The sequence below is a fragment of the Haloleucobacter ellipsoideus genome (assembly GCF_052491725.1).
The window spans coordinates 1-18,872 of the sequence record NZ_JBQWAR010000011.1; the positions used below are offsets into that span (position 1 = coordinate 1).

General features: G+C 61.8%; 17 protein-coding genes, 1 tRNA gene and 1 pseudogene. 14 read left to right on the top strand and 5 right to left on the bottom strand.

Going from position 1 to position 18,872, the window contains the following annotated elements:
• On the top strand, positions 1–224 hold a 224-nt coding region (locus ACT6QG_RS01185), incomplete at its 5' end, for a transposase (protein ID WP_444975775.1).
• A gap of 41 nt (positions 225–265) precedes the next feature.
• Positions 266–508 carry a transposase gene (locus ACT6QG_RS01190; RefSeq protein ID WP_444975776.1) on the top strand — a complete coding sequence of 81 codons (243 nt, stop codon included), beginning with the start codon at positions 266–268 and terminating at the stop codon, positions 506–508.
• A gap of 264 nt (positions 509–772) precedes the next feature.
• Here the strand turns inward: ACT6QG_RS01190 and ACT6QG_RS01195 are convergent.
• Positions 773–1,055 (bottom strand): annotated as a pseudogene (locus ACT6QG_RS01195) (transposase); the annotation flags it as partial.
• A 148-nt stretch (positions 1,056–1,203) separates the two neighbouring features.
• Between ACT6QG_RS01195 and ACT6QG_RS01200 the strand changes: the two are divergent.
• Genes ACT6QG_RS01200 through ACT6QG_RS01210 form a run of 3 tightly spaced genes read left to right on the top strand, consistent with a single transcriptional unit; the run spans position 1,204 to position 5,724 of the window.
• Positions 1,204–1,857, top strand: a complete 654-nt coding sequence (locus ACT6QG_RS01200; RefSeq protein ID WP_444975777.1) for a hypothetical protein — start codon at positions 1,204–1,206, stop codon at positions 1,855–1,857.
• Complete coding sequence (locus ACT6QG_RS01205) at positions 1,854–3,782, top strand: coiled-coil domain-containing protein (protein WP_444975778.1); 1,929 nt, start codon at positions 1,854–1,856, stop codon at positions 3,780–3,782. The genes ACT6QG_RS01200 and ACT6QG_RS01205 overlap by 4 nt, the downstream gene beginning before the upstream one ends.
• Positions 3,783–3,807: 25 nt before the next feature.
• A complete protein-coding gene (locus tag ACT6QG_RS01210; RefSeq protein ID WP_444975779.1) occupies positions 3,808–5,724 on the top strand; it encodes a hypothetical protein in 1,917 nt (638 codons plus the stop codon).
• A gap of 235 nt (positions 5,725–5,959) precedes the next feature.
• Here the strand turns inward: ACT6QG_RS01210 and ACT6QG_RS01215 are convergent, their stop codons facing one another.
• Positions 5,960–6,472, bottom strand: coding sequence for a GNAT family N-acetyltransferase (locus tag ACT6QG_RS01215; protein WP_444975780.1), 513 nt, complete (start codon positions 6,470–6,472; stop codon positions 5,960–5,962).
• 3 nt (positions 6,473–6,475) lie between these two features.
• Positions 6,476–6,775, bottom strand: coding sequence for a type II toxin-antitoxin system TacA family antitoxin (locus tag ACT6QG_RS01220; protein ID WP_444975781.1), 300 nt, complete (start codon positions 6,773–6,775; stop codon positions 6,476–6,478).
• 268 nt (positions 6,776–7,043) lie between these two features.
• Between ACT6QG_RS01220 and ACT6QG_RS01225 the strand changes: the two genes are divergently transcribed.
• Positions 7,044–7,289: a hypothetical protein gene (locus ACT6QG_RS01225; protein WP_444975782.1), complete on the top strand. Its 246-nt coding sequence runs from the start codon at positions 7,044–7,046 to the stop codon at positions 7,287–7,289.
• A 13-nt stretch (positions 7,290–7,302) separates the two neighbouring features.
• Complete coding sequence (locus tag ACT6QG_RS01230; protein ID WP_444975783.1) at positions 7,303–8,619, top strand: recombinase family protein; 1,317 nt, start codon at positions 7,303–7,305, stop codon at positions 8,617–8,619.
• A 285-nt stretch (positions 8,620–8,904) separates the two neighbouring features.
• On the opposite strand, the gene ACT6QG_RS01235 is transcribed toward ACT6QG_RS01230, so the two are convergent.
• Positions 8,905–8,981 (bottom strand) — tRNA-Met (locus tag ACT6QG_RS01235).
• Between the two features lie 276 nt (positions 8,982–9,257).
• On the opposite strand from ACT6QG_RS01235, the gene ACT6QG_RS01240 reads away from it, so the two are divergent.
• From ACT6QG_RS01240 to ACT6QG_RS01250, 3 genes are all read left to right on the top strand, one after another.
• Positions 9,258–11,747, top strand: a complete 2,490-nt coding sequence (locus tag ACT6QG_RS01240; protein WP_444975784.1) for a hypothetical protein — start codon at positions 9,258–9,260, stop codon at positions 11,745–11,747.
• Positions 11,748–11,904: 157 nt separating this feature from the next.
• The gene (locus ACT6QG_RS01245; RefSeq protein ID WP_444975785.1) at positions 11,905–13,311 is read left to right on the top strand and encodes a DegQ family serine endoprotease; all 1,407 of its coding nucleotides are present in this window, start codon (positions 11,905–11,907) and stop codon (positions 13,309–13,311) included.
• A gap of 7 nt (positions 13,312–13,318) precedes the next feature.
• Positions 13,319–14,632: a replication-associated recombination protein A gene (locus ACT6QG_RS01250; protein ID WP_444975786.1), complete on the top strand. Its 1,314-nt coding sequence runs from the start codon at positions 13,319–13,321 to the stop codon at positions 14,630–14,632.
• A 10-nt stretch (positions 14,633–14,642) separates the two neighbouring features.
• On the opposite strand, the gene ACT6QG_RS01255 is transcribed toward ACT6QG_RS01250, so the two are convergent.
• On the bottom strand, positions 14,643–15,125 hold the full coding sequence (locus tag ACT6QG_RS01255) for an Lrp/AsnC family transcriptional regulator (RefSeq protein ID WP_444975787.1): 483 nt from the start codon (positions 15,123–15,125) through the stop codon (positions 14,643–14,645).
• A gap of 235 nt (positions 15,126–15,360) precedes the next feature.
• Between ACT6QG_RS01255 and trxB the strand changes: the two genes are divergently transcribed.
• The 4 genes from trxB to ACT6QG_RS01275 all read left to right on the top strand — a co-directional run bounded on the left by trxB (position 15,361) and on the right by ACT6QG_RS01275 (position 18,797).
• Positions 15,361–16,317: a thioredoxin-disulfide reductase gene (gene trxB / locus ACT6QG_RS01260; RefSeq protein WP_444975788.1), complete on the top strand. Its 957-nt coding sequence runs from the start codon at positions 15,361–15,363 to the stop codon at positions 16,315–16,317.
• 134 nt (positions 16,318–16,451) lie between these two features.
• On the top strand, positions 16,452–17,342 hold the full coding sequence (locus ACT6QG_RS01265) for a LysR family transcriptional regulator (protein WP_444975789.1): 891 nt from the start codon (positions 16,452–16,454) through the stop codon (positions 17,340–17,342).
• A gap of 185 nt (positions 17,343–17,527) precedes the next feature.
• Positions 17,528–18,049, top strand: coding sequence for a peptidoglycan-binding domain-containing protein (locus tag ACT6QG_RS01270; protein WP_444975790.1), 522 nt, complete (start codon positions 17,528–17,530; stop codon positions 18,047–18,049).
• 73 nt (positions 18,050–18,122) lie between these two features.
• Complete coding sequence (locus tag ACT6QG_RS01275; RefSeq protein ID WP_444975791.1) at positions 18,123–18,797, top strand: M15 family metallopeptidase; 675 nt, start codon at positions 18,123–18,125, stop codon at positions 18,795–18,797.
• The last annotated feature ends 75 nt before the right edge of the window (positions 18,798–18,872 follow it).

An 18,872-nucleotide genomic window follows, 5' to 3' on the forward strand; every position in this document is an offset into this window, starting at 1 on the left:
CGGACCTGCCCGAGCGCTACGGCAAATACAAGACCGTCCACAAGCGCTTCACCCGCTGGGCGCGTGCGGGCGTGTGGGAACGCATCTTTACCTTGCTCGCGCGCGACCGAGACAATGAGTATCTGATGATCGACAGTTCGATCGTGCGCGCCCATGCCCAGGCGGCAACGGGCCAAAAAGGGGGCTGTGCGACCAGGCTCTGGGGCGCTCCCGAGGAGGACTGACCTCCAAATGGCATATTGCGGTCGACACCTTCGGCCGGCCGGTGCGCTTCATCCTGACCGGCGGCAACGCCAGCGACGCCAGGCTCGCTATCCCCTTGCTCGCGGGGCTCGATGCCGAGCACGTCATCGCCGACAAAGCCTACGACAGCCACGCCATCCTCGACCACATCGAAGCCAGCGGCGCCCAACCTGTCATCCCGCAGCGCACCTGCATGCCTCGCAAACGGGCCTTCGATGCCACCAAATACAAGCTCAGGAATCCTCTGAATGTCGATACAGCCTAAGCCTTTTCTTCATTCGCTTTGATGGGCGTTTTCAGACAGCAACAACTGATTGTGGTAATAGTGCCAGCACAGATCAGAAATATTCCATTACAACAGTGCTTTGCACGAACCAGAGACCAGAATTACGTTAATGTATTGTAATAATTTAACATAGATTTCAGAAAGCTGCCTGACGGCAGTGCGGCATGACGGCCGCAGCCACCGGGGGAAGGCAGCCATTCAGGCTGCAGCGACATATCTGCCGCATCGACCATGAAGGCGGTGATGGTCGGTGTCGTAGCCCTTGTTGGTCATTGCCGCTTCGGCCTCGATGGCCTCGATGAGGTCACGGGTGAAGGCGATGTCGCTACGCTGGCCGGGCGAGGCGATCAGGCGGACGGGAAGGCCATGCGCCTCAGTGGCGGCATGGATCTTGGTGCTCAGGCCGCCGCGAGACCGGCACAAGCTTTGGGCAATCCCCCCCTTTGACCTTGCGCGCACCAGCGGCGTGCTGATGGGCGCGAACGATGGTACTGTCGATCACCAGCCACTCCAGATCGGCTTGGCGGATTACACCTCGCGCTTCTAAACTTAGTATTTATTTTGTATGAACACAGTGATTTCAGCTGGTCTTTGCGGGGCAATCGGGTAGGGAATAAGAGGATAATCTTCTACGCGGGGTAACTGAAGAAAGTCTGTAGCAGGGTGAATTCGAAGTGACAGAAATAGCTGTTGCCAGCGAAAGACAAACAGCCATTCGCTTGCTCGCCTGCATTCAGGCTGCCGGAGACAGGAGTAATGCACGCCGGTGGGAAAGTGATGTTGTGTGTGTCCTGCAGTCTCAGTCGCGCCTGCAGGCGCTCGACTTCTGGATGCGTAACCCAGACTATCTCGCCAACGAACTCCTAACGGAGTTCGAGACATCCGGCGAACGCGATCTGCTGACGGTCGCACAGCGTATATTCGATGATCGCGAACCCGATCTCCGGCGCTTACCGATGGTCCGCTATCTGTTCGGGGCGTTTGAACCGCTCGACAACGCGCTGGCGATCCTGCGGGCAGCAGACCTCATTCGGATCAAGCGCGACGGTGTTCCCGGCGGCAAGATCCGCGAGCATCTCTATCTGTTGACCACCGCAGGCGAAGACGCGCTGGGGCGGATCGCCGCTGCAGCACCCGAACTTGGCTGGTATTGTGATCGTGCCGGTATCGTGGCTCGGGTGGCAGGCGCACAGGGCGGCAAGGCGCTGAAGGACCGACAGTATTTACAGGCCGAATATGCGGGAACGGAACTTAGCCATGTAATCCAGCCGATCACCGATCGGGTGCTGGCACGGCTCGCAGCAATCTTGGAAGGGCTCGACGAATGAGCGGTAGCTGGCTGGAGACGGTCGCGGAAAAGGCCGGTATGAGCCCCGCAGAAGCGGAGTTGGCTCTGCGCAAGCGAGGAATTATGGCAGACCGGCCGCTGCGACCGGCGCGCACGTTGACGATACGCCGTATCGCGTTCAAGGGGGAAAAGCGCGGAACCGCACAGGGTGCGATCGACTTCGACTGGGCGGAACTGACCGCCGGCGTCTGGGCCGTGACGAGCCAGAGAAACCTCCGTGGCAAATCAACCGTGCTGGAAATCCTACTGTGGGCGCTGCGGGGCAGGCCTAAGGGCTTGCAGGACGATGTGCGCCGGTGGTTGTCCTCGGTGTGCGTCGAATTCGATGTTGATGATCAGCGTTACGTGGTGGAATTCGCGGTTGAGGAGCGTGTTCCGCGCGGCAGCTTGGCGCGTCGCCGCGTGTCAGGAGAGACGGACGAACTGGATCGCTTCATTTCGGACGAGGGCTTCGAGGCTGCGATGTCGCGCTTCATGATGAATACGCTCGATTTTGACCCGATCAAGGCGATGCAGGGCAAGGAGGAAGAACGCCAGGTTGTTGAGCATGGCTGGGCCGCGCTCTCGGGTGGCCTCTACTTCGGCGGCGACCACAAGCAGTTGCTCGGCGATGTACAGATGGCAGGCCTGCCAGCACGCATGCTGCAGATGTATATCGGTATACCTTGGGCGACAACGGTGATGCAGGCGGTCACGGTCAAGCGCGAGCTTGAACAAGAAGCCGAGAAAGCGTCCAAGGCTGCGACGACAGCGGCGAGAGCCGCGGAGACGGCACGCGCACGGATCGACGGTGAACTCCAGGCAGCGAAGAAGATTCTCGACAGCTTCGCGCAGGTGACCGGAACAGCCGCCGAACTCGAGCGCCTTGCGGGCGAGGTCGCTCGCCTATCGCCGATTGCGCTCGATCTCGCGCAGCGCCTAGCCCGTGCCGAGGCCGAAACGGCCGAACTGGAACGCCTCGCGACCGAGGACGAGCGTGCGGTGCGTGATCTGCGCGAGAATATCGTTGCGACGCAATTCTTCAACGGCCTGCAACCTGTTTGTTGCCCGCGCTGCGAGACGCGCGTGTCGAGCGAACGGCTGAAGCGCGAAAGCGCTGATCTGAGTTGTTCGCTCTGCGCCGAGGAGATTCCAATCGATGAGATGGAGGGCGCGAGCGACGGGCTGGACGCGATCGAACAGCGTTTCGCGGCCGCCAAGGCTGCCGCCGATCGCGCACGCGCCAACACCAAAGTGCTGAGGGAGAAGTCGAAGTCGAGCGGCGACGAGCTCGAGAATGCACGCCAGGAGCTCTCCAAGGCGGCGACGAGTGCCACATTCGAAGAGCGTCGAAAGGCGGAACTCGATGTCGCGCGGCTGGAAGGGGCGCTGAATGAGCGCCAGGCACCCACGACACCCGTCATTGTTTCTCCTGACGTAGCGCTTGTCAGCGCGGCTCATGCAGAGGCAGAGAAAGCCTATAAGGCTGGCCGTGGTGACATCCTTGATCGGTTGAACACGGAGATTCTGGCACTAGGACAACGGCTCGGCGTGCAGATGCTTGAAGAGGTCAAACTCAACACCAATGCCTCTCTCCATCTTACCAAGGGTGGCGAGCCGACCAGCTTCAGCAAGGTGACGGCGGGCGAGCGACTGCGGTTGCGGATCGCGACTGCGGTGGCTCTGCTTCGGGTCGGACAGGAACGGGGCCTCGGTCGTCATCCCGGTCTCCTGATCGTCGATTCCCCTGCTGCTGAAGAAGTGAGCGCCGATGACCTGACCGCCGTACTCAGCGAGCTTCAGGCGATTTCGCGTGAAACCGTGGGACTGCAGATCATCATCGGGAGCGCCAATGCCAGCGCGATTGTCGATCAGCTCGGCGAGCAATGGTGCCGCTCCGCGACAGGAGACGATTATCTATGGTAGCGCGGCCGCCAGCGCATTCCTCGGCATGAGCGCGCTTGATCTGCTCGAGTCGCGTCTGGCTAGCAACCAGCCGATCACGATCGATGATCTTGGCGGCGTGGATGAAATCCTCGCCGACTCTGATCGGCTCTATGCGGCGCCTTTCCTCGACATTCTCGCCGACATGATCAGTGCGGTCCCGCCCACGGAAGGCGCGCGCCTGCATGATTTCTTGGTTGGCGGCTTCGATGCTGCACGCGATCCGCAATCCTTCCGCGACGCGATCGACCGCATCATCAGGAACGCGACGCTGCGCGCTGCCATGGCGCAGGCGGTCGTCGCGATCTTCACGCGGCGAATTCGGGAACACGCGACCGAGCGCGAGGCGCTAATCGCTGCCTACGCGCTCGAAGGCCTTTTCCGCCTCGCGTTGGAAGGCGATGTGAGCCGCCACCGACCCCTGCTCGAACTCGCCGAGATCGCTCCCGATGTGCCGGGCCCCTTCGCCCAGCATGTCGCGAAAATTGGCGGAGCCGCCTTCCATGCATGGGGAGATGACGATCTGCTGACTATGCTCCACCGGCTGCTCGACAATGAGGAAGCAGAAGGCGAGGCGGCGTTCGAGCTCGGCCTCGCGCATCTTGCGCGCGCGTTCGATGGCGAAGATTTGGTAACAATCCTTGCCGGCCTGGACACGGCGAGGCTGCTTTTCGAGCGGGCGCACGAGGTCGATGATGATCGGTCGGACGCGCGGGCCTATCGATCGGCGATTGATCTCGTTCTCGGCTTTGCGGCCAACCGGAGCGCTGCAGACATGCAGGCGGCGATGACCGATCTGGTGAGAGCCGCGCGAGAAAGTGCTGCGGTACTGCGCACCGGCTACGTAGCGCCATGGCTCGCACCCCGCCAGGACTTGGATCTTGAATGGTTCGAACTCGCGCGGACGGTCCAGCGCGCGGCCGACGATCTTGCCCGTCCAAGCTGGATCAATGCCGCCACGACGATGGATCGCATCCTCGCCGTCTATGACGCAAGCTGTAGCATTGCGCACGGTGACAGTCTGCGGTCCGTGCTGCGGCCCCGGATCGAGGCTTCTTTCCTACGTGAACGCGGCCTCGCCGCCCATCTCGACGATCTACTCAGCGAAGGCCAATGGCCCGATGCACAGCGAACGATCGCGCAATATCTCCGCACCAGATTGGATGAGGCTTACCGCTCGGGTGCCCGACCGGGAAAAGCCGGGGAGAATGAGCAATATCCGCTGCTCGCGCGCATTCTCCCTGAGAGCACCTCGACCGAGCAGATTCCCTCCGACATGGCGCGCTTTCTCGAGGCCGGGCTCGCCGGCCGTGTCGCGCATGACCGCGAGCTTGCCAATCCGGTCCTGCAACGTGTGCTGGCGTCGCTGCGTGATCAGCTATCCGACAGCAGCGAATATGCAGGCGAGGTCCAGCGGATGTTCGACGCCGTCCTCCAACAGATTTTGATTTTCTGTAGTGACCGGCAAAATGCGGGTAGTCGCGATCTCGGTTCGCGAGGTGCCTATCTGCGTGCTCACGATCCGAGCGAGGCCGACCTCCAGTCAGACCTCCGCGACTTCCTCAGGGGTAATCTGGTGAGCGCCGAGGTCCTGTCTGAGGTGAGCGGTATCGCGACGGGGCGGACAGATCTCTACATCAGTCTGGGCGGTCCCGCTTTCGTTATCGAACTCAAGAAGCATGAGGGCGCGTTTTCACCGGAGGCTGCCAACCGCTACCTGGCGCAGGCAACCAGTTATCAGGCGACCAATGTCCGACTCGGATTCCTCGGCGCTCTCGAACTTGTTGATCGCTCAGGGCCGGTGCCGACTATCGAGGAATGTCTCTGGCACAATGCCTATATTCCTGAGGGCAGCACGCTCGCCCGACACCTCATAGTCTTCAGGGTTCCCGGACGCCTGAAATCACCATCTGCGCTCCGCTAGCTAGCGCGTCTACCCCCGGCTCCGCTGGTTCGCATAATGCTAGCTCTAATGTTACTAAGGCAACCACTCAGTATCGGTTTCTCCGTTTCCAGTGACCTGCCCCTGGACGTCCTTCGCTCATGAGGAAGGAGTATCCTCTGCATGCCTAACTAAAGGACCGCTTCGGGCATGCTACCACGCAGCATGGGCGAGACCGACTGGCTAGTATGGGGCGAAAGTGACCTTCCCCCAGAATTCAAGCTCTCTGCCCCTCCACAAGCGACGCGGCGATTGCGGCGATAGATCGGAACAGGACGAGCGGATCGTCTTTTGACGGCACAAACCCTCGCCTCTGCCAAAACCGGGCCGCTTCCTCGTCCACGGCGTTGACCATCAGCGCCCGACCGCCGATGAGGTTTGCGGCCTGAACGCAGCGCTGGAGTGCGTGCTTCACTAGGCCCGTGCCAATACCACGCCCTGTCCATTCGATATCGGTGGCGAGCTGGCCGAGCAGCAGGCAGGGAACCGGATCGGGCGGCTGGCCGGTGCGGACCGAGCGCGGCAGGATGGCGGGAACGACGGCCGTCGGCGCCAGGCCATAGTATCCGACCACACGCCCCTCCTCATGCACGACGAGGACGGCGGTGAAGCCCTTCTCCTGATTGGAGAGCGCCCGCGTCTTCAGCCAGTGATCGAGCGTCGGCTTGCCACAGGAAAAGGCCGAGACATCATGTTCCGCGGTGAGCGGTTCGGGAGCCAAGAGCGCCACGTTTCAGCGCTTCGCGTCATAGCCGGCTTCCCAGGGCGCGGGACGCCTCGCCAGCTCCACCATTTCGGGAACGGGGGCGGCCGGTGCCGCCAGAACCTGCATGAACTCCGCGAACCCTTCCGGGCTCATGCGGATCAGACGGTTCTCCATCAGCACGTCCTCGGCGGCGCGCACGGCGGCGTCGCGCACGAAGTCCGTGCGCGAACGCCCGCGCAGGTTGGCGGCGCGATCGATCATTGCGACGTCCGCCTCGGGCAGGCGCATCGAGATCGGATATTCCTTGCGTTCCGCAGTGCTGGCCATTGGTTTTCTCCTTGACTGCAACATAACGCTTTGTAGCTTTAAATGCAATACGCTATTATCGCTGGTGATGGCGACGTGATCCTTTACCCCGAAGTGATGGTCTCAAGGTGCGATCGCCGGGGAGTTGCCATGCACTTGGAGCCGGTTTTACAGATTTCGGGCCAGTCATTTCACTATGCCGGAGCGCGCCATGCTTCGCTGGCGTGTTCTGCGATACGCGTGATCCTGCCTTGCAGCGCCGATTTTATGCCTTTGATTCCAGTTGTTTATGACGGCTCTTGCGTCAATCCTTCATTTCATGACGCAAAAGGCACGCACATCAACGGCGATAGCACGCAGCGAGCGCGAAGAGCTGCTCGAAGCGATGCTGGTCGACGTGCCGGAACTCAGCTTCACACCGCGCGGCGATCCCGACCCGCGTCTTGTCCGCCTCGCCCGGCTGCTGGGCGAGCAGATGGCGCGTCAGGACTTCGCGGCGCAAACAACCAGGCGGGGGTCGCGCCGCTCCCGGTAAGGAGCCATGCCCGATGAAAGTCGCGATCTACGCCCGCTATTCCTCCGACAACCAGCGCGATGCCTCGATCGCCGACCAGCTCCGCATGTGCCGCCTGCACGCGGAGAAACAGGGCTGGCACATCGTCGAGGAATACACCGATCACGCCATCTCCGGCGCCTCGCTGCTGCGGCCCGGCATTCAGGCGATGATCTCGGATGCCGCGCGAGGCCGCTTCGACCTGATCCTGTCCGAGGCAATGGACCGGCTGTCGCGCGATCAGGAGGACATCGCGGGCATCTTCAAGCGCATGTCCTATGCGGACGTGAAGATCATCACCCTGTCCGAGGGCGAGGTCACGCATCTGCATGTCGGCCTCAAGGGCACGATGAATGCGCTGTTCCTCAAGGACCTGGCCGACAAGACCCGGCGCGGCCGCGTCGAGGCAGGCAAGTCCAGCGGCGGCAACGCCTATGGTTATGATGTGGTCAGGAAGCTGGACGCCAATGGCGAGTCGGTGCGCGGCGATCGCACGGTCAACGAGGGGCAGGCGAATGTCGTGCGCCGCATTTTTCGCGACTATGCCGCCGGCAAGTCAGCCAAGACAATTGCTTTTGCGCTGAACCGGGAGAGCATTCCAGCGCCCTCCGGCGGTGACTGGGGGTTCAGCACCATCAACGGCAATTCCAAGCGCGGCAACGGCATCCTCAACAACGAGATGTACGTCGGCAAGATCGTCTGGAACCGCCAGCGCTTCATCAAAGACCCGGATAGCGGCAAGCGCCAGGCCCGGCCTAATCCGGAAGAGGACTGGGTAATCCAGGAGGCGCCGGAACTGCGCATCCTTGATGACGCACTGTGGCAGGCGGTGAAGACACGGCAGGCCCGCAACCGGATCGCGCCTGATGCCAAGGGGCAGCCCGACGTCGCGCGGGTCAACACCCGCCGCCGCCCAAAGTATCTGTTTTCCGGGCTGACGAAGTGCGCCTGCTGCGGTGGCGGCTATTCGATGATCTCGGCGCCCCTCATCGGCTGCTCGACGGCGCGCAACAAGGGCGCCTGTGACAACCGGGTCAACACCCGCCGCGAGGAGCTGGAATCGCGCGTCCTGAACGCGCTGCGCAACCGGATGCTCGATCCGAAGATTTTTGCCGCGTTCTGCGACGCCTATACGCGGGAGATCAATCGCCTGCGCATGGAGGCGTGTGCGCATATCGACGCGGCCCAGAGCGAGATCGGACGGATCGACCGGGAGGTCCAGAAGCTGATGGACCTCTACCTGAAGGACGCGCTCTCAGTGGATGACGTCAAGGAGCGCGGTGACAGGCTGCGGGCACGAAGGCGGAACTGACCTCCTTCCTGGCGACGGCCGACGCGCCGCCTCCGCTTCTGCATCCGGCGATGGCACAGCACTATCGCCAGCGGGTGCAGCAGCTTTATGAGACGCTGCAGGACAATTCCGAGGAGCGGCGGACCGAGGCAGCCGAGGTTATCCGCTCACTGGTCGAGGACATTGTGCTGACGCCGGTGGATGGCAAGGTGGAGATCGACGTTCGCGGTGATCTCGCTGGAATCCTTACGCTTTCGGCGGAATGCAAAAACCCCGCCGAAGGGCGGGGTGATGCGCAAATAAATATGGTTGCGGGAGTAGGATTTGAACCTACGACCTTCAGGTTATGAGCCTGACGAGCTACCGGGCTGCTCCATCCCGCGTCAAAGCCGGTTGAGGTGGCTGTTGGCCGCCCCGTTGGCGTGGCGCTTATGTAGCAAGCGCTTTTGTAAAAGGGAAGGGCCTGGCTTCAAAAAAGTGTCGTATCTCTCGCCCTGTGGATATCATCGCCTCAAACACAATTCTTGATTGTTCCGTCTTTCCCTGATGAGGCTGGCAAGTCGGGCCTGGTTGGGGCAGGTTGCCAGATAGAATGTGCGCGTTCACGCAGCTTGTCAGGGGGATGGGGATGGGACGTGGATTTCACGGCGAGGTGCGCTGTGATTGACAGGCTCTTGCGCGGATGGACGGGCTCTCTCGACTTCCGGGCGCGGGGTGAGGCGCAGCGGCAGTTGCATGCGCATCCCAAGATGCATCAGGTGCGCTATGGCGCTGGCGAGAGGCTGCTGCGTGTCCTGTTCTCCATCCGCACCTTTGGCGGATTTATGGGGCTTTATCTCGCACTCAATCTGGCCGTGGGCTTCATGGAGATCTTCAGTGTCCATGTCCTGCCGGACCTGTTGCCCAATGCGGCCCCCAACCCGCCGGAACTGCAGGTGGAGATTGAAGAGTTGATGCTCAATATCTCCAGCTATCTGCTGGGGGCCCAGATCGGCCTGCTCGGGGTGATCTCACTCTCCCTGACGCTGGTGACGCTGATTGCGCAGCGTGAAGGCTCGGCAACCGATATCCAGCTCTATTATCACGAGTCCCTGGCGCTGGAGCTGGTGGCAAGCTGCGTGGCGCTGGCGGTTGTGCTGTGCATGCAGTTTGTGTGGCCGCTGCAATTGCTGCTCTATCATGTGGGCCTCGGGGCCGGGATGCAGCTTTACAAGCTCACGCTGTTCTCGCTGCATCTGTTCTGGCTTCTGGTGAATTTGTGCGTTTCCGCCTATTTCATCATCGTCACCTTCCGGTTTGTGGAGCAGGCCTCGCGCGAGCGGTTTAGGGATCGCTATACGGCCTATGTGGTGCTGCCGCGTGATTTGCGGCGCCATTTCCGCCAGCAGCTTTATCTCCGGATCGGGCGGGCAGGGTCTCCTCTGGCCATATCCGGCATGGAATGCGGCACGGATGGCGAGGGGACTGTTGAGCTCGCCTCACATTTCCATCGCACGAGCGCTCTGGTTGATGTGCATACGCTTGGGGTGCGCTGGGTTTTGCGGCGCTGGCTGGCCCGCAGCGCGCAGGCGGCGGGAGCGCCGGTGGAGGGCATGCCGGCTGAAATGCGGCCATGCCTGATCTTCCCGCCACTCATGGATGAGCCGGTACATGGCATGCGCGCATGGTGCCGCCGCCGTGGCGGCGTGCCTTTGAGCGGGCTGGAAAGGCTCGTCCTGCGCTGTTCTTTCCGTTTCAGGGCGGTCAACCATCCGCATCAGGCGCCCACGCCTTCCCGTATTCTTGAGGGGCTGATCGAGAATGCGATCGCGCAGGTGGATGGCCTCTCGCCGGTGGCTTTTGACAGCGCCTTCGGGGAAGTGACCCGCTATCACCAGTTCCTGCTTGGGCTGAGTGTCGCCGAGGGGGTGGATGGTGTGCGTTTCAGCCTTGCGGAAGTGCCGGGTTTCGGCTGGCACCCGCCCCACCGCCCCTGGAGCACCCAGTATCGCCGCCTGTTCCGCCGGGGGGCCGATGTGGTGGGCGAGGATACGCATTTCTTCAATGCACTGGCGCAAACGCCCAACCGGCTGTTGCCCCGGCATGGCGAGCAGCCCTTGCCGGATGATCTGGTGCGTGAGCTGTTCCGGCTTGGACCAATGCTCACACAGAGTCTGGAGGGCTGGGTGGGGTTGCGGTCAGCGGCAGCGGGCGGTGACCAGCAGGATGTCTCCTGCGTGCGTCTCTCGGGAATAGATGCGGCCCTACATCATGATGTGATGTCGGGGCTCATCCAGTCCTGGGAAGCGCCCTTGCATGAGGTGCCCGTGCTCTATGGCTGGCGCGATGCGGCAGGGCAGGGCGAGGCCCGGCACTGGGCAGCCTTGTGCGCGGCATTTCCCTTTCTCTGGCAGCATCTTGCGGAAACCGCACGCAGCCTGATCCACGCTGTCCAGAATGGGGATGAGGTTGGCGCTCAGCTCTTCATGGCCTCCCTTCTGCGCTGGAGCGAGGATGTGCTGCGCAAGGCCGGTGTGGATGCCCATCACCATGATGTCTCGCCCCGCATCCTGCAGGATCTTGTGAGCCTGAACTGGGAGCAGGTGGGCCAGAGGGCGGATCATGCTTCTGGCGAAAAGCCGGGCACGCTCTTTGCGCAGCTTCTGAATGCCACCCATGAGGATATGCTCTTCCTCGTACTGGGCCTGCTGGTCGCGGCGCAGGTGAAGAATCCCGCGCATGTCTTTTATGGCGAAACGGCCCGTGCGCTCTTCTCGCAGCGGCAGGCAGATGTCTGGCTGGCTGCGGCCGTGCGTCACCGTCTTCTCTCTTCCTCGGCCAGCCCCATATATGCGGATGAGGTGGAGCGGCTGCGGCAGGGGCTGAATGGTGTGCTGGCGCATCCGGCCATGCGGCACGGGACGGTTCATCCCGTACATGCCGCCAGCCGGGATGAGCTGGAGCAGGCCGGGCTGGCGCTCATGCTCGCGGCAGACCTGCCGGTTCTTCCGCAGGCGTGGGTCATTTCATCTCTTGGACCAGTGGAGAGGATTTTGCCGGAAGCGGATGCTCTTTCTGAAACGATTGGCGAGATGTTGCGTGTGCTTCAGCCGGAGATGGACGAGAATATGCAGGCCACCCGCCTCAGGCAGGCGCTTGAGGGGCGGTGAGCGCGCCCTTCACCGTTCTCGCCATGGCTATGCCGTTTTCCGGTTCTCCAGAACCGGAGCGGTCCGCGGTTGGAAACAGCGTGCGGATGTTCGATAAGATGCGGTTCGCATCATGCAGGGCTGGTGGCAGTTTCAAGGAGTTTCCATGGGGCGTGCAATGTTGAAGACCGCTTCTCTTCTCGCGATCATGCTGGCAACGCTGGCATCCACGGCGGGGGCACAGGAACTGCGGGTCCCCTCATCCAATGCGGAAGTGAAGCTTTCTTTCGCGCCCATCGTGGCGCGCAGCGCTCCGGCTGTGGTCAATGTATACGCGCTCAAGACCCGCCGTGTGAGCAACCCGATGCTGGAAGACCCCTTCTTCCGCCGCTTCTTTGGCGGGCAGGGCGGTGCGCCGGAAGGGCAGGAGCGGATGCAGCGCTCCCTCGGCTCCGGTGTGATTGTCGAGGCATCCGGCATTATCGTCACCAATTTCCATGTGATCGAGGGCGCGGATGAGGTGCGCGTCGCGCTGAATGACAAGCGCGAATATCCGGCGGACATTCTGCTGCGCGATCAGCGGACCGACCTTGCCGTTCTGCGGATCCGGCGTGATGGGGATGAAACCTTCGCCACCCTGCCTCTGGGCAATTCGGACCAGCTTGCGGTGGGAGATATCGTGCTGGCCATTGGCGATCCCTTCGGCGTGGGGCAGACCGTGACACAGGGCATCATCTCCGCCCTTGCACGGACGCAGGTCGGGGTTTCCGACTACCAGTTCTTCATCCAGACGGATGCGGCCATCAATCCCGGCAATTCAGGCGGTGCATTGGTGGACATGTCGGGCCGGCTGGTCGGAATCAACACCGCCATCTATTCGCGCTCGGGCGGTTCGCATGGGATCGGGTTCGCCATTCCGGTGAACATGGTCAGCACCGTTCTGGAGCAGGCCAAGGCAGGGGGCAGCTCGGTCAAGCGGCCCTGGCTGGGGGCGCAGTTGCAGCAGGTCACCCCCGATATTGCCGATGGGCTGGGCCTTGAACGGCCCATGGGCGCCCTGGTGCAGCAGGTGATGCCGGGCAGCCCGGCAGACAGGGCCGGCCTTCAGTCCGGAGACCTCATCATGGCGGTTGAGGGGCAGGGGGTGGAAGATCCTCCGGCCCTGCATTACCGCATTGCCACCCGACCACTCGGCAGCAAGGCGGCTTTGCGGGTCCAGCGCGGCAACAAGCAGGTCAGCCTGGTTCTGGTGCTGGAGGCCGCGCCGGAAATCCCGCCCCGAAATGAAGTGCTCATTCAGTCCCGCTCGCCCTTCGCCGGCGCGCGGGTGGTGAATCTTTCCCCGGCGGTGGCCGAGGAGCTGCGGCTGGATGTGGATGCCTCGGGTGTGGTGATTGCCGCGGTCGAGCCCGGTTCCCCGGCTGCCCGCGCAGGCTTCCGCCCGGCGGATATCATTGTGGATGTGAACGGCCAGAAGGTCGCAAATACCGCCGAAATGCAGCGCATCACCAGCACACCGCTACGCGGCTGGCGCATTGCGGTAGACCGGGGCGGACGCCTCATCAACGCCCTGCTTCCGGGCTGAGGACAAAATGGCCGATCTGTTTGAAAATGCCGGGCTGGGAGAGGGCGTCGCGCGTCCGCTGGCAGACCGGCTTCGCCCCACGACACTGGCTGAGGTTGTGGGGCAGGATCATCTGGTCGGGCCGGATGGCGCCCTGACGCGCCTGCTTGAGAACCGCTCTCTCGGCTCCCTCATCCTGTGGGGGCCGCCGGGCACCGGAAAGACCACGGTGGCGCGCCTGCTGGCCCATGAAACGGATCTGCATTTCGAGCAGATCTCTGCCATTTTCTCAGGGGTCGCGGATCTGAAAAAGGTGTTCGAGCAGGCGCGGGCGCGACGTCTTGCCGGCAAGGCCACGCTTTTGTTCGTGGATGAGATCCACCGGTTCAATCGCGCCCAGCAGGACAGCTTCCTGCCGGTGATGGAAGATGGCACCGTCACTCTCATCGGCGCGACCACCGAGAACCCTTCTTTCGAGCTGAACGCCGCCTTGCTGTCCCGGGCGCGGGTGCTGGTCTTCCAGTCACTGGATGCTGAGGCCATAGGGCGGCTGCTGACCCGTGCCGAGGAGGTGGAGGGCAAGCCCCTGCCCCTGACTGGCGAGGCACGGGAGGCTCTGGCCAATATGGCGGATGGGGATGGGCGGGCCTCCCTCACGCTGGCTGAAGAGGTCTGGCGCGCCGCGCGGCCGGGAGAGGTGTTTGATATTGCGGGTCTTGCCAGTGTCGTGCAGCGCCGTGCCCCGATCTATGACAAGAGCGAGGACGGGCATTACAATCTGATCTCTGCCCTGCACAAATCCGTGCGGGGGTCGGACCCGGATGCCGCCCTTTATTATCTGGCGCGCATGCTGGATGCGGGGGAAAGCCCTCTTTTTCTCGCGCGGCGGATTGTGCGCATGGCATCCGAGGATGTGGGGAATGCGGATCCGCAGGCCCTCGTCATCGCCAATGCCGCGAAGGACGCCTATGATTTCCTCGGCTCACCGGAGGGCGAGCTGGCGCTGGCGCAGGCTGTTGTCTATGTCGCCACCGCGCCCAAATCCAATGCTGTCTACACCGCCTACAAGGCCGCCCGCGCCCTTGCCAAGCAGGCCGGCTCCCTCATGCCGCCGAAGCACATTCTGAATGCGCCGACAAAATTGATGAAGCAGGAAGGCTACGGCAACAGCTACCGCTATGATCATGATGAGCCGGATGCCTTCTCGGGCCAGGACTATTTCCCCGAGAGTCTTGGCCGCCAGAGCTTCTATCACCCTGTTGAACGGGGCTTCGAGCGGGATATTCGCAAGCGCATGGAGTATTGGGCACGCCTGCGGGCCGAGCGGAACCGCAAACCCTGAATCCGGCTTCCTAGAACTCGGGCAATCCGGTTTCCAGCGGCACAACCGGGGCATTCTTGGATTGCTTCAGGGTCAGCGCTGTTTTCACATTGCGCACATTGGGTGCGGCGGTCATTTCCAGAACGAAGGTCTGGAAGGTCCGCAGGTCTGGCGCGACGCAGAGCATGATGAAATCGACATCACCCGAGAGCATCCATGCCGAACGCACGATGGGCCATTGTGAAATGCGTTGCTGAAACGCCTCAAGGTCGGTTTCGGCCTGGCTGATGAGATGGACCATGGCAAAGGCCATGAGATCATAACCAAGGCGCTTCTCATCCAGCAGAGCACGATAGCTCTGGATGATTCCATCCTCCTCCAGCGCCCGCACGCGGCGCAGGCAGGGCGGGGCGGAAATGCCGACTCGCCGGGAGAGTTCCACATTGGTGATGCGCCCGTCACGTTGCAGCTCGTCGAGGATCTTCCAGTCGACAGCATCAAGGCGGACGGTCAAGGCTTCATCTCCATATCAGAATATGCCGGCACCTTAGTGAATGAATCCGGCAAGGCAACGAAATAATCTTTCGTTTCAGTCCCTGTCCGCTTTTGTTCAGTGATCCCATGGACTTTTCCGCCAACACCTTGTGGCAATGCGGGGAAGCTCCTACATTTGCGCATAGCTTACGTTGCGCTGTGCGAATGGCTGAGTCCGACAGGCCATTGCGCACCATCGCTGTTTCGAGGACATCATGAGCGCCCAACACGTCAAGGTCGTCATCATCGGCTCCGGTCCGGCTGGTTACACTGCAGGCATCTATGCAGCCCGTGCCATGCTTGAGCCGGTCCTGTTCGAGGGCATCCAGCCCGGCGGGCAGCTCACCATCACGACGGACGTGGAAAACTATCCCGGTTTCGCCGATCCGATTCAGGGCCCCTGGCTCATGGAGCAGATGCGGGCGCAGGCAGAACATGTTGGCACGCGGATCATTTCGGATCATGTGGCCTCGCTCGATGTCTCCCAGCGCCCCTTCCGCTTCACGACCGAGTCGGGTGAGGAGTGGACGGCGGATGTGGTGATTCTGGCGACCGGCGCGCAGGCACGCTGGCTGGGGCTGGATTCGGAACAGGCCTATCGCGGTTTCGGCGTTTCAGCCTGCGCAACATGTGACGGCTTCTTCTATCGCGGCAAGCAGGTGGTCGTGGTTGGTGGCGGGAATACGGCGGTCGAGGAAGCACTGTTCCTGACCAATTTCGCCTCCAAGGTCACGGTGGTGCACCGGCGTGAGGGGTTCCGGGCCGAACGGATCCTGCAGGAGCGTCTGTTCGCCAATCCCAAGGTCGAGATCATCTGGAATGCGGCGATTGATGAGGTGAAGGGCGAGCAGGACCCGAGCCGTGTCACCGGCGTCGTTCTGCGCGATACGCAGACCGGCGAGACGCGCGAGCTGGCGACTGATGGGGTGTTTGTCGCCATCGGCCACGCGCCGGCAACAGAGTTGATCAAGGATCAGATCCGCCTCAAGGAGAGCGGATATGTCTGGACTGCTCCCGATTCCACGGCCACCTCGGTGCCCGGCGTTTTCGCCGCCGGCGATGTGGCGGATGATGTGTATCGACAGGCTGTGACGGCTGCCGGGCGCGGCTGTATGGCAGCCCTTGAGGCAGAGCGCTTCCTGGCGCATCTGCCTGCGACCGCAGAAGGCTGAGACCTCCCGAAACAGGTGGCCCAGCATGTCGCCTGTTTCGGATGATGGATGCGAAAAGGCCGGATCGCGGGCTTTTTCAAACGTTTATATGGAGAGTTCGGCACCTGCCGGACCCGCTCAGGGAGCCATGCCCCATGGATTGGGACAAGCTGAAGGTCTTTCATGTCGCTGCGGAGGCGGGGTCCTTCACCCATGCCGGAGAAACGCTGGGGCTTTCTCAATCAGCGGTCAGCCGTCAGGTCTCGGCACTGGAAACCGATTTGAAGGTGCCACTGTTCCACCGCCATGCGCGCGGCCTCATTCTGACGGAGCAGGGCGAGCTTCTCTACCGCACCGCGCATGATGTGTTTCTCAAGCTGGAGGCTGCCCGCGCGCAACTGACAGACAGCCGCGAGAAGCCCAATGGGGAGCTGCGCGTGACAACGGCCATGGGCCTTGGCACGCACTGGCTCACCGCGCGGGTGGGCGAGTTCAGCGAAATGTTCCCGGATATCCGTATCCAGCTCATTCTCACGGACGATGAGCTGGATCTGGCGATGCGCGAGGCCGATGTCGCCATTCGCATGCGCCAGCCTGTGCAGCCGGATCTGGTGCAGCGCAAGCTCTTCACCGTGAATTATCACGCTTACGCTTCAGCCGACTATATCAAACGCCACGGCCAGCCGCGCACGCTGGAAGAGCTGGATGATCATCGCATTCTGCTGATGGGTGGTCCCATTCCGCATTTCTATCAGGGCCTGAACTGGCTTGAATATGCGGGGCGGCAGAGTGGGTCGCCACGTATCCCGGCCTTTGAGGTGAACAATGTGCTGAGCCTGCGCCGCGCCGTGGAATGCGGGGTCGGCATCGGCACATTGCCGGATTATCTGGCCGATGATGGTGGCTCCCTTGTGAAACTGTTCAGCGATGGCGAGGCGCCGAAGCTGGAGGCCTATTTCACATATGCGCAGGAGATGCGCTCTGTCGCGCGGATCCAAGTGTTTCGGGACTTCCTGATCTCCAAGGCGCAGCGCTGGAGTTATTAAGGTGGCAAACAGGGTGACGCAGGACATTCCGCCTATTGAGAGATGGAATGCGGCGTTGAGTGCCGGGTAAATTTCCAATTCAGGTCCGTTTTTCCGCCTTGAAGCTGAAATCACCATGTTTCAGTCGCATGTCTGCGTATAATGATGGGCCTATTGGTAGGCTTTCTGTTTGAAAGAGGGATAAAATGGCACTTCTGAAGCGTGGGCTCGCCGGAGAACCGGTGAAAATTCTTCAGGCCAAGCTTGGCGTTAATGCCGATGGCCAGTTCGGGCCGGGTACAGAGGCTGCCCTGAAAGCTTACCAGACGCAGCACAATCTTGCGGCTGACGGTATTGCCGGTCCCGATACCTTCCTGGCCATGGGCCTGCCCGAGCTGGTTCTGCTGACCGTCGGCACCCGCGGCGAAGCCGTCAAGACCCTTCAGACCGCGCTCGGCATTGGTGCGGACGGGATCTATGGCGCCGGCACGGCCAAGGCTGTGAAGGAATTCCAGGAAAAGAACGGCCTGACCGCTGATGGCATGGCCGGTCCGGTCACGCTTGCCAAGATCGAGGGCTTCTCGGCTGTCATCACCGATGAGGCGATTGCCAAGGCCCAGTCTGGCGATGAGACGGCCCCTGCCGCTGGCGCCAAGCCGGCCGGCGACGAAGTAGCCGAAGCTCCGGCCAAGAGCATCTGGAAGAGCATCACCAGCATCTTCTCCTGATTCTTTCTCCACAATACCAAGGCAGCTCCGCTTGCGCGGGGCTGCTTTTGTTTGTTTTCAGGGTGCGGGCACAATGGATGACGCTTCACGGAAGGGCTCTGCTGGCGCACCTTCTCTCGCAACCCATGCCAGTACTGTAAAGCCGGACATTTTTGTCGATGTCGCAACATATGTGCCGGATGTGTTGCTGGATATTCGCTATGCCACGGCAGAGAATTTCGTGGGTGCGCCCGTTGACGGCTACAGCGCTTCACGCGCCTGGCTGACACAGCCGGCTGCGGAAGCCGTGCAAAAGGTTGCCCTGCAGGCGCGGCAGGATGGTTTTCTGCTCAAGCTTTTCGATTGTTATCGGCCGGTGCGTGCGGTTGCGCATTTTGCGCGCTGGGCGGCGGATCTGTCAGATCTGCGAACCAAGTCTGTCTATTACCCGGATCTTGAGAAAAACGAACTTTTCACCCTGGGCTATATTGCTGCACGCTCCGGCCATTCCCGCGGCTCCACTCTGGATCTGACCCTGGTGGAGAGGGAAAGTGGGCGAGAGCTGGATATGGGCACGCCTTTTGATCTGTTCTGTCACAGATCCTGGCCGCAATCGGATGAGGTGAGCCCCGCCGCCCGGACCAATCGCCGTTTGCTGGCTGATTATATGATGGCAGCGGGGTTCGAGCCCTTCTTCATGGAGTGGTGGCACTTCACCCTGAAGGATGAGCCCTTTCCCGATACCTATTTCGATTTCCCCATCACATAGGGAACAGGCCAATAAAAAAGGGCAGGGCCGTTTCCGGCTCTCTGCCCTTTTCAGGCTTTGACCTGAAGCTGCTGC